This is a genomic window from Nostoc sp. 'Peltigera membranacea cyanobiont' 210A (assembly GCF_002246015.1).
GTDB lineage: Bacteria > Cyanobacteriota > Cyanobacteriia > Cyanobacteriales > Nostocaceae > Nostoc.
This window is the reverse complement of the sequence record NZ_NOLJ01000001.1, coordinates 1-13,684: the sequence shown is the minus strand read 5'-3', so window position 1 is coordinate 13,684 and position 13,684 is coordinate 1. Positions and strand designations below refer to the sequence as shown.

General features: G+C 42.2%; 12 protein-coding genes and 2 pseudogenes. 7 read left to right on the top strand and 7 right to left on the bottom strand.

The window, feature by feature from the left end:
* Window positions 1-19: 19 nt before the first annotated feature.
* Both CDG76_RS00055 and CDG76_RS36890 read right to left on the bottom strand, forming a co-directional pair.
* A complete protein-coding gene (locus CDG76_RS00055; RefSeq protein WP_094347097.1) occupies window positions 20-502 on the bottom strand; it encodes a DUF4383 domain-containing protein in 483 nt (160 codons plus the stop codon).
* A 369-nt stretch (window positions 503-871) separates the two neighbouring features.
* Window positions 872-1,021, bottom strand: a complete 150-nt coding sequence (locus CDG76_RS36890) for a hypothetical protein (protein WP_190240713.1) — start codon at window positions 1,019-1,021, stop codon at window positions 872-874.
* Window positions 1,022-1,647: 626 nt separating this feature from the next.
* On the opposite strand from CDG76_RS36890, the gene glf reads away from it, so the two are divergent.
* The 3 genes from glf (at window position 1,648) to galE (ending at window position 8,089) form a co-directional block, all read left to right on the top strand.
* The gene (gene glf, locus CDG76_RS00050; protein ID WP_094347096.1) at window positions 1,648-4,083 is read left to right on the top strand and encodes a UDP-galactopyranose mutase; all 2,436 of its coding nucleotides are present in this window, start codon (window positions 1,648-1,650) and stop codon (window positions 4,081-4,083) included.
* Window positions 4,084-4,747: 664 nt separating this feature from the next.
* Window positions 4,748-6,979 carry a family 1 glycosylhydrolase gene (locus CDG76_RS00045; protein ID WP_094347095.1) on the top strand — a complete coding sequence of 744 codons (2,232 nt, stop codon included), beginning with the start codon at window positions 4,748-4,750 and terminating at the stop codon, window positions 6,977-6,979.
* Between the two features lie 123 nt (window positions 6,980-7,102).
* A complete protein-coding gene (gene galE, locus CDG76_RS00040; protein WP_094347094.1) occupies window positions 7,103-8,089 on the top strand; it encodes a UDP-glucose 4-epimerase GalE in 987 nt (328 codons plus the stop codon).
* Here galE and CDG76_RS36885 read toward each other — a convergent pair.
* Window positions 8,071-8,211 carry a hypothetical protein gene (locus tag CDG76_RS36885; RefSeq protein ID WP_190240712.1) on the bottom strand — a complete coding sequence of 47 codons (141 nt, stop codon included), beginning with the start codon at window positions 8,209-8,211 and terminating at the stop codon, window positions 8,071-8,073. The two genes, galE and CDG76_RS36885, sit on opposite strands and share 19 nt — an antisense overlap.
* 19 nt (window positions 8,212-8,230) lie before the next feature.
* Between CDG76_RS36885 and CDG76_RS00035 the strand changes: the two genes are divergently transcribed.
* The 3 genes and pseudogenes from CDG76_RS00035 to CDG76_RS00025 form a co-directional block, all read left to right on the top strand.
* On the top strand, window positions 8,231-9,103 hold the full coding sequence (locus CDG76_RS00035; protein ID WP_094347093.1) for an isoaspartyl peptidase/L-asparaginase family protein: 873 nt from the start codon (window positions 8,231-8,233) through the stop codon (window positions 9,101-9,103).
* Between the two features lie 519 nt (window positions 9,104-9,622).
* Window positions 9,623-9,829: a hypothetical protein gene (locus tag CDG76_RS00030; RefSeq protein WP_094347092.1), complete on the top strand. Its 207-nt coding sequence runs from the start codon at window positions 9,623-9,625 to the stop codon at window positions 9,827-9,829.
* Between the two features lie 138 nt (window positions 9,830-9,967).
* Window positions 9,968-10,404, top strand: a pseudogene (locus tag CDG76_RS00025) (DUF72 domain-containing protein); the annotation flags it as partial.
* Here CDG76_RS00025 and CDG76_RS00020 read toward each other — a convergent pair.
* The 4 genes from CDG76_RS00020 to CDG76_RS00005 all read right to left on the bottom strand — a co-directional run bounded on the left by CDG76_RS00020 (window position 10,393) and on the right by CDG76_RS00005 (window position 13,351).
* Window positions 10,393-11,856: an MFS transporter gene (locus tag CDG76_RS00020; RefSeq protein WP_094347091.1), complete on the bottom strand. Its 1,464-nt coding sequence runs from the start codon at window positions 11,854-11,856 to the stop codon at window positions 10,393-10,395. The pseudogene CDG76_RS00025 and the gene CDG76_RS00020 sit on opposite strands and share 12 nt — an antisense overlap.
* Window positions 11,857-12,105: 249 nt before the next feature.
* Window positions 12,106-12,432: a hypothetical protein gene (locus CDG76_RS00015; protein ID WP_094347090.1), complete on the bottom strand. Its 327-nt coding sequence runs from the start codon at window positions 12,430-12,432 to the stop codon at window positions 12,106-12,108.
* A 53-nt stretch (window positions 12,433-12,485) separates the two neighbouring features.
* Complete coding sequence (locus CDG76_RS00010) at window positions 12,486-12,776, bottom strand: hypothetical protein (RefSeq protein WP_094347089.1); 291 nt, start codon at window positions 12,774-12,776, stop codon at window positions 12,486-12,488.
* Between the two features lie 236 nt (window positions 12,777-13,012).
* Window positions 13,013-13,351, bottom strand: a complete 339-nt coding sequence (locus tag CDG76_RS00005) for a hypothetical protein (protein ID WP_223265078.1) — start codon at window positions 13,349-13,351, stop codon at window positions 13,013-13,015.
* Between the two features lie 82 nt (window positions 13,352-13,433).
* Between CDG76_RS00005 and CDG76_RS38030 the strand changes: the two are divergent.
* Window positions 13,434-13,684 (top strand): annotated as a pseudogene (locus CDG76_RS38030) (hypothetical protein); the annotation flags it as partial.

Genomic DNA, 13,684 nt, shown 5'->3' with positions numbered 1-13,684 from the left:
CTGTAAGAACACAAATTAATTAAAGCACTGACCGTAAACGGCGGGGTTTTAAACCCATTTTTCTGATAACAACACTGTAGTAGCCAGCTGCGATCGCTGCTAAGGCATTAAGCAAAACATTAGCGCCAAATAATGGCATTAAGCCGAAAAATGTCTTACCTAAAGGCAACAATCCGATGAGCGCCAGCAAAGCATAAGAAACTGCAAAACCACGATTGAATAGACGCGCAGTGGTAGTATTGTTGTAAGAAGTGATTCCTAACAATCCTACGGCACAACGTACAATGTTATGCAAAGAGTTGGTAGGAATTGCACCAAACATATAACCAAAACCCGCAGAATAAGCACCAGTAGATTCCTCAAGTGGAACAAAAGATTCACTCGTTCTTGGTAATGAAACCAAAGCTGGTATAAATCCAGCTAAACCTAAAAGTAAATAACTGATTCCGATAGCCAAAGCAACGTAACGCTCGATCATTTTTGCCTGGTTAATGTTTTCCATCTTTTTTCTCTTGGTAAGTATGTAGATGTTTACGAAATAGTAACCACTAGCTAAGAAATCATGAGAATCTAATTGCTTAATAATATAGGACTCATATTTGATTCTTGAAAAAATTCCCTATAAGGTTTTTTGACTGTTGCATATTGCCTATTCCCTGTTGCCTTCCTGCGCGAACAGAAATAAAATCAGATTGCTATAGGGTGATAACTAACGTTGTAGCTAATATAAAACTTGTGATTATCTGTCACAGGTTTTAATATATTCTCTGTCAGCCGTTTTAAGATTAAGTTTGAGTTTTTATACCTAAAGTCATAATTTTAATTGAACAAATTAAATCTTTCAGAGTAAAAAGCTTCCAGTACTACCTACCTATTTATTTGAAAACTCTGAGATAGAAAAACGCGATCGCTCCATCATTAGAAGCGATCGCGTGAGGTTTATGAATTGAATTACAACCAATGTTACACACAGCCAAAAGGCTTCTAATCCTACCCAAGGTTGAGAGAACAGATATATCATCAGGGTGAAAATTATAATACTTGTTTCTAATAAACCAACAATAAAAGAAATTACTTCATTTACTATGGTTTATAAAATAATTGTTACAGCAATATGTATTCAGCGTAACAAAATACTATGTTTGCTGTAAAAAATATTACTTTTCACTACTTAAAAATTCATCAATTTATATATACTATTAGGGTTAAATATTTAATATGAATAAAAAAGTCAGGTAATAAATAAGCTGATTTTATTAATTTTAATATTAATGATAATTGTTTTAATAATCTTGTGTACGAAACCGAACAGACAAGCATAAATATAGTTGCATATTTTTATAAGTATCAAATACTACCTTAAGTGAGCTAGTACTTAAGTTTGAATTTTAGATATTTATAAAAATATAGTGCTTAGGACTTAATAAAAAAACTAAATTTATATTTATTTAGGTAGATGAAATAAGTAGATATAAAATAGTACATTATTCTTAATGCAACCAAGTATTTATTATACCAATTCGATATTGAAAAGCAGCAAAATATGTTGCAAGCTTTTGCATGAAAGTAAGCTTGGTGCTACCTTACAAAGAAAAGGTATTAGCGTTTGGCTAGTCAGAATTAATAATTTAAATAACGAGACGAACTATGACAAGTGAAAAATCTCAAGTCAACAACAACGGTGTCAGCAATGTTATTTCGCCGAAGCAGCGTAAAACAAAGCGATCGCAGTTAGCCCAAACGCAATCATCGAGTCCGTCTCGGTTGAATTTAACTTCGTCTAACAAAAAAGTTCAATCAACAGAAACCTTTAAAGACACACCTGATATAGTTTGCTTATCTCATTTGCGTTGGAATTTCGTCTATCAAAGACCACAACATTTACTAACTCGCTGCGCTCAAGGAAAGCGAGTGTTCTTTATTGAGGAGCCAATTTTCTCTGAAGAACCCTTGGCAAGCTTAGATGTAAACGAAGATTCTAATGGAGTAGTTGTGGTTGTGCCACACCTACCACAAGGTTTAAGTGAAGAAGTAATAAATGCAGATTTACAAGTATTAATAGATAGTTTGTTTGCAGAGCATAATATCAACAAGTACATTTGTTGGTATTATACACCAATGGCGATCGCTTTTACCCGCCACTTGCAACCCCAAGCTGTGGTGTATGATTGCATGGATGAATTGTCTGCATTCCAAGGAGCATCACCCACTTTAAAGAATTACGAAGCCGAGTTATTCAGTCGTGCAGACTTAGTATTTACAGGTGGAGAAAGCCTTTACGAAAGTAAGGTGAACCAGCACCCCAACGTTTATGCCTTTCCCAGCAGTGTAGATGTCGCCCACTTTGGACAGGCAAGAAATCTTCAAGAACCAGAAGATCAAGCTCATATTCCCCATCCTCGTCTTGGTTTCTTTGGCGTAATTGATGAACGGATGGATATTGAACTGCTTGCTGGAATTGCCGAAGCACGTCCTGACTGGCATTTAGTAATTATTGGGCCAGTTGTCAAAATCGATCCAGCAAATCTGCCACAGCATGAAAATATTCATTATCTCGGTGGTAGAGACTATAAACAGCTACCTGCCTATTTAGCAGGGTGGGACTTGGCAATGTTGCCGTTTGCGCGTAACGAGTCAACACGTTTTATTAGCCCTACCAAAACTCCAGAGTATCTTGCCGCAGGTAGACCTGTAGTATCTACCTCAATTCGAGATGTAGTGCGTCCTTACGGAGAGTCGAAGCTGGTGCGAATTGCAGACACAGTTTCTGAGTTCGTCATCGCCGCAGAACAAGCAATGCAAGAAGACACCCCAGCCTCAGAATGGTTGAGTCGAGTAGATGTCTTTTTAGAGAAAATTTCTTGGGATCGCACTTGGGCATCAATGATGAAGCTGATTGACTCTGCGATCGCAGCCCGTGATGGTGAAGAAAAAGCTAACTCCACAGGTGCGGCTGGTAAACAAGCACCAAATATCATTACCAGAGATTTTGTCTTCGATTACTTGGTTGTCGGCGCTGGTTTTTCTGGTAGCGTCATTGCAGAACGTTTGGCAACTCAAGGTAAAAAAGTCCTAGTTGTAGACAAGCGCAACCACATAGGCGGCAATGCCTACGATCATTACAACGATGATGGCATTCTTGTACACAAATATGGCCCCCACATCTTTCACACCAACTCCCGCGAAGTCTTTGATTACCTTTCACGCTTTACTCAGTGGCGGTCTTACGAACATCGTGTCCTTGCCAGTGTAGACGGGCAACTCGTTCCGATTCCGATCAACCTTGACACCATCAACAAGCTGTATGGCATGAATCTCAATTCATTTGAGGTGGAAGAGTTTTATAAATCGCTTGCTGAACCCGTAGAAAACATCCGCACTAGTGAAGATGTGGTGGTCAGCAAAGTTGGTCGAGTGCTGTATGAAAAGTTTTTCCGTAATTATACCCGTAAGCAATGGGGACTCGACCCATCGGAACTTGACAAATCAGTAATTGCCAGAATTCCGACTCGTACCAATCGTGACGATCGCTATTTTACCGATAGCTACCAAGCGATGCCACTACACGGTTTTACCCGGATGTTTGACAATATGCTCAATCATCCGAACATCAAGGTAATGCTTAACACCGATTATCAAGAAATTCAAAAAGCTATACCTTGCCGCGAGATGGTTTACTCCGGGCCGGTTGACGAATACTTTGATTATCGCTACGGCAAACTACCCTATCGCTCACTTGATTTCAAGCATGAAACGCATAACACCTCTGTGTTTCAATCAGCGCCAGTAATTAACTATCCCAATGAACAGCTTTATACTCGTGTAACCGAGTTTAAATACTTGACTGGTCAGGAACATTCAAAAACTAGCATTGTTTACGAGTTTCCTAAAGCTGAGGGAGACCCTTATTATCCTGTACCACGTCCTGAGAATCAGGAAATTTACAAGAAATATAAGGTGCTGGCTGATGAAACTCCAGGGATCTATTTTGTCGGACGATTAGCGACATACAAGTACTACAACATGGATCAATGTGTTGCTCAAGCTCTGTCTGTGTACAAACAAATTGCGGTTAAGGCTTAAGTAATTCGTAATTCACGCCGCCGTGTGCAACTTTCTTTAAAACCTAACCCCAGCCCCTTCTCTACAAGCGTTGGGGAGCAAGAATCAAAGCCTCTCTTCCTGTGGAGGCTATGGTGTAATTACCCCCCTTAATCCCCCCTTATAAAGGGGGGAGACCGGAAATCTAGTTCCCTCACGCCACATGCTTCTCCCAAGGGGAGACGCTGCGCGAACAAGTCGGCGAAGCCGCCCAACGCAGTGGCTCCCCTTTATAAGGGGAGGGTTAGGGTGGGGTAAAAAACCTTGGTTAATCAGCTATTTCAGACTTGTGTGTACATCGTAGCTCCCTGTAGAGGAGAGGAATGGAAGCGGGGTTCTAAGAATAAGTTGCACATCGCATTAATTCGTAATTAGGGCTGCTCTGTATTTAGTAGGCTGCTGATGTCTGTAACGCACCGAAAATTTAGGATGGTGCGTTAGCCTCCGGCATAACACACCCTACTAGCGTGTCAAGACTAAATTTGTGCATTAGCAAACTCTTGTGGGATGGGCTTCTAGCCCGTCCTAATTGGCGGGCAAGATGCCCGCCCCACAAGAAAATTTATTGCAACATTTTAGCCTTGACATGCCACTACAAAACTGAAAAAGAACGCATCAAATAAAATATCAGCTTGAGTTGTAAATTATGACTTCTGCTTTCAACTCGACGCTCAACACTCCTAAATCAAAACTTCCCCTAGAAGTGTGGGCTGGTGTAGAGTGTACGGTTAATCGTGTGGGTGAAGAGTATCTCGATCAGTTGGAACGCAATGGTCATGCAACGCGCTTGGATGACCTAGATTTATTTGCCCAACTAGGTATACACGCCATCCGCTATCCAGTAATTTGGGAGCGCATAGCACCCAATGGTTTAGAGAATGCTGATTGGTCGTGGGCAGATGAACGACTGGAGCGTTTGCGCGAACTCGGCATCTGTCCAATTGTCGGGCTAGTGCATCATGGTAGTGGGCCGCGTGATACCAGCTTAGTAGATCCAGATTTTCCTGAGAAACTAGCGGTGTTTGCTCGTGCGGTTGCAGAACGCTATCCTTGGGTTACACATTACACACCTGTAAACGAGCCACTGACAACAGCGCGATTCAGTGGAATGTATGGTCACTGGTATCCTCACGGAAAGGACGATTTAACTTTCGCCCGTGCTTTGTTAGGGGAGTGTAAAGCGATCGCTCTTTCGATGCAAGCAATCCGGGAAATCAATCCCAACGCCCAACTCGTACAAACTGAGGATTTGGGTAAAACTCATAGTACACCAAAGCTGGCTTATCAAGCAGAATTTGAGAACGAGCGTCGTTGGTTGAGTTTGGATTTATTATGCGGTCGAATCAACCCAACTCATCCCATGTGGGGTTACTTGCGCGATTGTGGCATCAGCGAGACTGAACTTGAAGAATTTTTGCAATATACCTGTCCGCCTGACATTATCGGCATTAACCATTACCTGACGAGCGAGCGCTTTTTAGATGAAAATCTAGAAAACTATCCAGCTTGGACGCATGGTGGTAATGGTCGGGACAAGTATGCAGATGTAGAGGCAGTGCGAGTTTGTGCTGAGGGTTTGGCAGGGCCGCGGACATTGCTCAAAGAGACATGGGAACGCTACAAACTACCCTTTGCTGTCACTGAAGTTCACCTGAGTTGCACCCGTGAAGAGCAGCTACGCTGGCTCAATGAAGTGTGGAATGCAGCCCAAGAATTACGAGACCAGGGCGCAGATATCCGCGCTGTGACTGTTTGGGCACTTTTGGGCAGCTACGATTGGAATAGTTTAGTGACTCGCTCCGCAGGATACTACGAGCCAGGTGTGTTTGATTTGCGTTCGCGTAGCGTCTCCTCTGGAGAATCGCCACAGCCTAGACAAACTGCGATCGCTAAGATGGTGCGGGATTTAGCCACTGGGCATAAACCCAATCATCCACTACTTGATACACCAGGATGGTGGCATCGAGAAGAGCGCCTATTATACCCAGCTGTCAGTTGTCGCATATCTCCCCCATCTCTCCCGTTTTCTTCTCCTGCTTCTCTTCGTCCCTTGGCGATCGTGGGAGCCACAGGAACTCTAGGCAAGGCTTTTGCTCGGTTGTGTGAAGTGCGAGGAATTTCATATTGCCTGCTCAGACGCCAAGATATGGATATTGCCAATCCTGCTTCCGTCAATAAAGTACTTGCCGAGTTACAACCGTGGGCAGTTGTGAACGCTGCCGGATACGTGCGGGTGGACGATGCCGAACGCGAACCCGATGTTTGTTTAAAGGTAAACGCTGAAGGGGCAGCAATTTTAGCTGCTGCTTGCGCCCAACATAATGTGGCGCTGCTAACTTTCTCTTCAGATTTGGTATTCGATGGTGCTGAGTCTAATCCTTATGTCGAAACTGATACTGTTGCGCCCCTCAATATATATGGGTGCAGCAAAGTTTTGGCAGAAAAGCTGGTATTGCAGGCTCATCCGGCATCGCTAGTGATTCGCACCAGCGCATTTTTCGGCCCTTGGGATGATTACAACTTTGTGACGATCGCCCTACGACAATTAGCTGCTGGAAATACTTTTGTCGCAGCCGAAGATGCGATCATTTCGCCTACTTATGTACCCGATCTTGTCCATACCAGCCTTGATTTGCTGATTGATGGCGAGAATGGTTTGTGGCATTTGGCTAACAAAAGTGCTGTAGCTTGGTCTGACTTAGCCCGATTGGCGGCGAAAAAAGCAGGTGTGAGTGTCAGCAATCTAATTGCTCTTCCTACGCAAGAACTTGGTTGGATTGCTCCCCGCCCAGCTTACAGCGTTCTTGGTAGCAATCGAGGTGAATTAATGCCACACCTTGACAATGCAATTTCTCGCTACTTGGAAGAAAGAAATTAGTGGTCTGGCTGGCAATTTAATTTTAAGGGGAGCAGGGGAGGCCGGGAAAGCAGAATTAAATTATTGATTAATGCCCAATGCCCCATTCCCCATTCCCAATTCCCAATTTCCCATCGCAAAATTATGTCAACTATTTTAGTAACGGGAGGAGCCGGATACATTGGCTCCCATGCTGTATTAGCCCTGAAAAACGCAGGTTATGAAGTAATTGTTTTAGATAATCTGTCGAACGGACATCGAGAACTTGTAGAAGAAGTTTTACAGGTAAAATTGATTGTTGGAGATATGAGCGATCGCGCCCTACTTGATAATATATTTTCATCCCATAATATAGAGGCAGTAATGCATTTCGCTGCTTATATTGCAGTGGGTGAATCTGTCACCGATCCAGCCAAATATTACCAAAATAATGTTGCAGGCACTCTGACGCTTTTAGAAGCAATGATTGCTGCATCAGTTAACAAATTTATCTTTTCTTCTACTTGCGCTCTTTATGGTGTACCAAAGTTTGTTCCACTGACCGAAGACCATCCGCAAGATCCCATTAGTCCTTATGCTACTAGCAAGTGGATGGTAGAACGAATTCTCTCTGATTTTGATGCAGCCTATAATTTGAAGTCTGTACGTTTCCGTTACTTTAATGCCGCAGGTGCTGATCCTAATGGGTTGCTGGGTGAAGACCACGAACCTGAAACTCATCTCATACCATTAGTACTACTAACTGCTTTTGGTAAGCGTGAATCTATTTTGATTTTCGGTACTGATTACCCTACACTTGACGGGACTTGTATTCGGGATTATATTCATGTGACTGACTTGGCACAAGCCCATATTTTAGGTTTGGAATATCTGCTCAAAGGTGGAGAGAGTGAAGTATTTAATCTAGGAAATGGCAGTGGTTTTTCAGTCAGAGAAGTAATAGAAACAGCTAAAGAGATAACAGGCAAAGAAATTAAAATAGAAGAACGCGATCGCAGACCAGGCGACCCTCCTATTTTAGTTGGCAGCAGCGACAAAGCAACTAAGATATTGGGTTGGCATCCAGAGTATCCTAATCTGAACGAAATTATCGCCCATGCTTGGCAATGGCATCAACAACGACATAAGTAGGTTGGCGTAAATAATTCTTGTTGGAATAAGGCAGGGGCAGGGGGAGAAAGAGTGTTGCTGGTTGCGATCGCTACAACTAATTGACGAACCTGTGAAGGCGATCGCAGTCCTACAAAATTCATACTAACTAAAGGGAATTATATGACACCGACCATCATTGTTCACGGTGGAGCAAAAACCATCACAGACGACAAAGTTGCAGCCAACAATGCAGGCTGTACAGCAGCAGCAGAAGCTGGTTGGGCAGTCTTAATCAGTGGAGGTAGCGCCGCAGAAGCTGTTGAAGCAGCTATTCGAGTTCTGGAAACTGACCAGACATTTAACGCTGGTCTTGGTGCAACTCTCAACAGCGATGGAGAGGTGGAATTAGATGCGGCGATCATGGAAGGCTCATTAAGTTGGGGAGGGGTTGCAGCAGTTCAGGGTATACGCCATCCAATCTCGGTTGCACGAAAAATTATGGATGAAAAACCCAGGCTGCTAGTAGCGCGGGGTGGAGAACGCTTCGCCGTAGATTCCGGTGCCGAAATGTGTAAAAAAGAAGACTTAATAGCTGATGAACAGTGGCAGCAGTGGAAGGAAGATCGGGAAGTAATCGATCGCCCCAACACTGTAGGTTGTGTGGCTTTGGATGCTAGCGGCATCCTAGCTGCTGGTACTTCAACTGGCGGGACTACGAAGCAGCAACAAGGTCGCGTCGGTGACACTGCGCTTGTTGGCTGTGGCTTGTACGCTGATAATAAAATCGGCGGTTGCTCAACAACAGGTGATGGCGAGTCGATTATCCCGGTGGTTTTGGCTAAAACTGCGATCGATTTTTTAAGTGGAGACCGACATCCAGATGAAGCAGCACAGATGGCAATTGACGCTTTGGTTTCTAAGGTTAAAGGTGAAGCTGGGTGCATCCTCATAGATCGTCAAGGACGCGTTGGCTGGGCGTATAACTCATCACACATGGCTTGTGCTTATATGACCGCAGGACAACACAAGGTGGCTGCCTTTACTAAGAAATAACTCATACCAATTCGTAATGGGTTATGCTCCGCTACGAATTGGTAATGCGTAATTAATGAAGCCAAATTACATCTTGAGTTTTCAAGTTTAAATATACAGCTTTATTTTTTCAAGTTGGTATTATTTGGAAATCCAGGAGACTCGTTTTCTAAAAATAACCGCATCCCCTTTGTGGATGCGGTTTATCGGAGGACTAGATGAATTCAAAATATAATTTTCAATACTTTCAAGGGAATTCTCTTTCCAATCTGTTTGCTGAAGATATCACAGATGCATCTTATATCATGTCCGCATAATTAGTTATGCTAACCACAGTCATTACACCCCACCCCCAACCCCTCCCCGCAGGCGGGGAGACAAAGCGTAGCTTTGGCGGGGTGGGGTTCTTCGGGTTTAATAAGCAATCAAGCGGACATAATATTATGGGTTTATTTTTATAGATGTAAACATTCAAAAAAATATAAATATAAAATACATAATTTTCACTTCATTTAAATACATATATCCAGGAAAAGAGACATGAAATTTCAAATAGAATGTAATACAGGCGACATTAGCAAAATATGTTTAATTTGCCAGGAAAATTTTCAGACAGATGAAGCCAGGTTAATTGTATGCAATGACCAAGGCGAAGACTGTGGAGATATCTGCCATCAATGTATAGCCAAGGGCGGTAATTGGATTCAATTTCAACTCCAAAACTTCAGCCAGAAACTACTAGCTTGAAAACTATTTTAAGGATATTAAATGTTTGTAGTAAGCGGCTGTAGCCTTTAAAATAGAGCTATAGCCGCTTACTACGAGCAAATTTAATTAATTTTACATTGCATAACATCAGGAAAATAATATAACTGAGATAACTCAATGAGTAAGCTACAAATCGGTACTAGTGGCTGGGTTTATAAGCATTGGATAGATATTTTCTATCCACCACATTTGCCTAGTGGCGAGCAACTATCATTTTACGCCCAACATTTTGCCACTGTAGAAATTAACTTTTCCTTTTATCGTTTGCCAGAACGATCTGTCTTTGAAACTTGGCGCAAGCAAACCCCATCTAATACCATTTTAGATTTTAGATTTTGGATTGTGAAACATCCGTTGGATAATTGTTTCAGTTTTCCATCTGTCGCAATCATTTTTCAAATTGGTATAACTTTCTTTTTGCTGTTAAAGGTAGCCGCTATCTCACCCACATGAAGAAGTTAAAAGATCCGATAGAGCCGTTATCTCGCCTAATGGAACGCGCATCTGGATTGCAAGAAAAACTCGGCCCTATTGAAAACTTATTATTCCACTTCTATCAGATCAGTTGACTGCTTCATTGGGAATAAGAATCGCATTAGCTGTCCTAGTGGTATAGAGCGTTGCTCCTGAACAAAAACTAAGGGTACAAGTGCAGCCATCCGTAGTAAGCCTGAGAGAACAAACAACCCCAGTAAACCCGCAACACCGGGCAGAGTTGCTAGAAAGCTACCGACGGTAATACCCATTGCTCCAGTGATACCAGCAATTGCCCCTGCGATCGCAAAATAACTTGATTGATAACGTAGCGGTGCTATTCCCATCATCAAATTGTTAGTACACAAATCAATTGCGGCCCATGTCCCGCCAGCTAGTACGTGCAATAGAGGTAGCCAGATCCAAAAAGAAATTTGATCGCTTCCAACTAAAAGCCACAGCAGAGGTGTCACCGCCACTAAGACTCCCACTAATAGTAGTAGCGGGCGATTCCCAATCCGGTCAGCCAGTTTGCCCCACAAAAGCAGCATTAGCATATTTGCACCAGTTCCTAAGCCGTGATAAATCGTTACCACACTAATATCTATATCCAGGTTATCCAGCATATAGAGGTTAAAGAAGGGAGCGCTGATGTTAACAGCAAAGCACCAGATGCTCAGATAAAGCACAAACTTCAAAAAATTGGCATCTTTAAGGAAGCTAAAATCTATTCCTTGGGTCTGCGGCTGTGATGTGTCTGAATCCCCAACTTTTAAAAGCTGCGGGTTTATATCAGTCATCCAGAACTGACAGCCCACACTGATTATCCCTAGTATGATTCCTAAAACCAAGACTATGCCATAACCTTGAAGAGTTCCACCAGGCCAAGCTGATACTGCTAAACCTAGCAGAGGTATACCAATAAGGTTAGTCAAACCGAGAATACTATTGCGAAAGCCGAAATATCGCCCCCGCAACCGTTGAGGTACTAATACAGCTGACCACCCAAGCCAAGGCGCACGACCAAAAGCTTCGATGATATTAGCTACTAAGAGAATTGCTAATGTCAACTGTACTACTTCGTATCCAGTGATATGAGATGAAGTAACCAACCAAATCGCTGGTAGAAGAATCAACCATAGCAGCCGCGACGGGATGAAAATACACATAAAATACCAACGGAAGCTGGTACTTCGGTTTACCAAATACGCTCCCAGTGGTTGGAGCAGATTCACCACCTGAGGGATAGCGGCGAGTAGACCAATTTCGACTGGCCCAGCGCCTAACTCTAGCAAGAAATTACTGAGCAACGCGCCGCCGATGATGCTATAAAGAACCGTAGCAAAGACACTTTCATAAGTTAACGCCCTGAGACTTTGGCGAATTTGTAGCTTAGGAATTTTTAGAAAAAGTTTTGGAGTTGGGAAAAGTACCGTCTCTGTTAATACCCTATCTTCTGAGATTTCTTGAATGGGGACAGGAGGAAGAGAACTAGCTTCTACTGAAATGTCATCTTCTTGGGGTTGAACCATATTATTTAGTCAATATTTAAAGAATTAAATTGTTATAGTTACTATTAGTAACAATTAGTAAAACTTATATAAGATTTAATCAATAAGTTTTAAGGCATTGCAATTGCTTACTTGTCCCGAAAACTAGTCCATAGTAAGTATTGACTATAAACTCCTTGAACAGAAATAACTAACATAGCCCATTGCGTAGCTTGCTTCCCGCTTTGCAGGTATTGCGAATTGGTTTGACCACAGTATTACAATCGCATTTCAAGAATTATTTCTAATCAACTGTAACAAGATAGACTCAAGACTTTGTAATGCTGCGTTTGTGGTGCGTTGATGTTCTTCAAAATTACGCTGATGTTGTTCATGGCTATCACGTAACTCAAGTAACACATCATCCAAAATAGCACTACGAGCTAAAACACGATCAACATTATCTGTAAATGTGTCAACTCTAGTTGTAAGTTGCCTCATTTCCTGTCTTAGCTCAGACATTTCTAACTGGGCGTTAGCTTGTCTTTCCGCTAAACCCAAGATTATTTGCTCTGTGCGATCTAATCGGCTTGGGAAGTATTCAGGTGTGCCGGTCATTTTCAAGAGTGTTGAACTTCTACAAGTTTACTTTCTCGTTTAATTCTTAGTTGCTACAAACCAAACTTATGAGTTTGTACTACTGGTTTAAATCCTATCCATCCTGCTAACGAATAAAATTCAACATCATTAAAACCTTCACTATTTAGATAAGAAATAAGTTCTTCTTCGCTACGATTTTTGACAGCTTCTAAATTAGGATAGCCTTTGGTGTGAAAGGTGTATTTATATCTTCCTGGATACTCATGGTTATCGCTTTCTCTGATCGAGGCTTCATACTTTTGCATTTTATATGAAGAATAAAAACCGATATATTGAATGGCAATATTTTTTGTATTGGTCATAAAGAGAATCTAATTGTTGTACTAAAAACGATAGTACACAGATAGTTAGATTGTCAATTCTTCTGGTAGGTGCGAATACTCTTGTTTGAGGTGAGGGCAACCATTTGAGTAATATATTGTAACATTTTTACCTGTGAGTCCGGGTATGCTTTCTTCTATGCTTGCAGTGTTTCTGGAATTGGCGTAACTGCGATCGCCCAGGCACGGATGTGCTATAAACTGAAGCGCTTTTAAATTTATCTAATTCGCTGCCATAAAACGCTGATAAATAACACTGCAAATACTGAATGTACAATGATTACAAGTGTATTAATCATGCTGCCAACAAAACTGTAAATTTGGGCGATCGCTACAAGACTATGAAAAATAGACAAAGCGATTAATCCCGGTTTTAGTTCTTTTTTATCAGTCAAATCCAGCATTAAAAAACTCAAAGTCCCCAAAGACAAAGCACCGCATCCAATTACCCGTAGTAAAGAAATAGACAGTTGGCTATCCAGGGTAAGCAAAGTTGGAAACAAGAGAAATACGCAACCAATTCCTATTTCAAAAACAGTATTGGCTATTAATAGCATTCGCATTTAGGAAAACGCACTTCAGACTCGCACACACTTTAACATAACTTTATACGCAAGACTCACATACAGGCGATGTCTTTTGGTGCGTCGGCAGTCTTGTACACGCAAAGAGCGATCGCCTACGGCGGTACTCTTCGAGACCATCACTCTGTTTATCATGGTTAGGGGTGCGATCTACTTCTGGTGGTACACTACGCAAAGTTTGTGTAGTGGTGAGCAGAGGGGCAGACCCGGATTTCTCACGCATAGTGTAGGCAGAGGGGGAAAAGGAGTGTGGGGAGTGTGGGGAGTGTGGGAGGTGTGGGAGGATGGGGAAGAAGTCTTACCCCC

What these genes read in the sequence shown, in the direction of transcription:
- CDG76_RS00020 (WP_094347091.1), bottom strand. Translation starts at nt 11,856, where the DNA reads ATGGTTCAACCCCAAGAAGATGACATTTCAGTAGAAGCTAGTTCTCTT.
- CDG76_RS00035 (WP_094347093.1), top strand. Translation starts at nt 8,231, where the DNA reads ATGACACCGACCATCATTGTTCACGGTGGAGCAAAAACCATCACAGAC.
- CDG76_RS00015 (WP_094347090.1), bottom strand. Translation starts at nt 12,432, where the DNA reads ATGACCGGCACACCTGAATACTTCCCAAGCCGATTAGATCGCACAGAG.
- CDG76_RS36885 (WP_190240712.1), bottom strand. Translation starts at nt 8,211, where the DNA reads ATGAATTTTGTAGGACTGCGATCGCCTTCACAGGTTCGTCAATTAGTT.
- CDG76_RS00045 (WP_094347095.1), top strand. Translation starts at nt 4,748, where the DNA reads ATGACTTCTGCTTTCAACTCGACGCTCAACACTCCTAAATCAAAACTT.
- galE (WP_094347094.1), top strand. Translation starts at nt 7,103, where the DNA reads ATGTCAACTATTTTAGTAACGGGAGGAGCCGGATACATTGGCTCCCAT.
- CDG76_RS00010 (WP_094347089.1), bottom strand. Translation starts at nt 12,776, where the DNA reads ATGACCAATACAAAAAATATTGCCATTCAATATATCGGTTTTTATTCT.
- CDG76_RS00005 (WP_223265078.1), bottom strand. Translation starts at nt 13,351, where the DNA reads ATGCTATTAATAGCCAATACTGTTTTTGAAATAGGAATTGGTTGCGTA.
- glf (WP_094347096.1), top strand. Translation starts at nt 1,648, where the DNA reads ATGACAAGTGAAAAATCTCAAGTCAACAACAACGGTGTCAGCAATGTT.
- CDG76_RS36890 (WP_190240713.1), bottom strand. Translation starts at nt 1,021, where the DNA reads ATGATATATCTGTTCTCTCAACCTTGGGTAGGATTAGAAGCCTTTTGG.
- CDG76_RS00030 (WP_094347092.1), top strand. Translation starts at nt 9,623, where the DNA reads ATGAAATTTCAAATAGAATGTAATACAGGCGACATTAGCAAAATATGT.
- CDG76_RS00055 (WP_094347097.1), bottom strand. Translation starts at nt 502, where the DNA reads ATGGAAAACATTAACCAGGCAAAAATGATCGAGCGTTACGTTGCTTTG.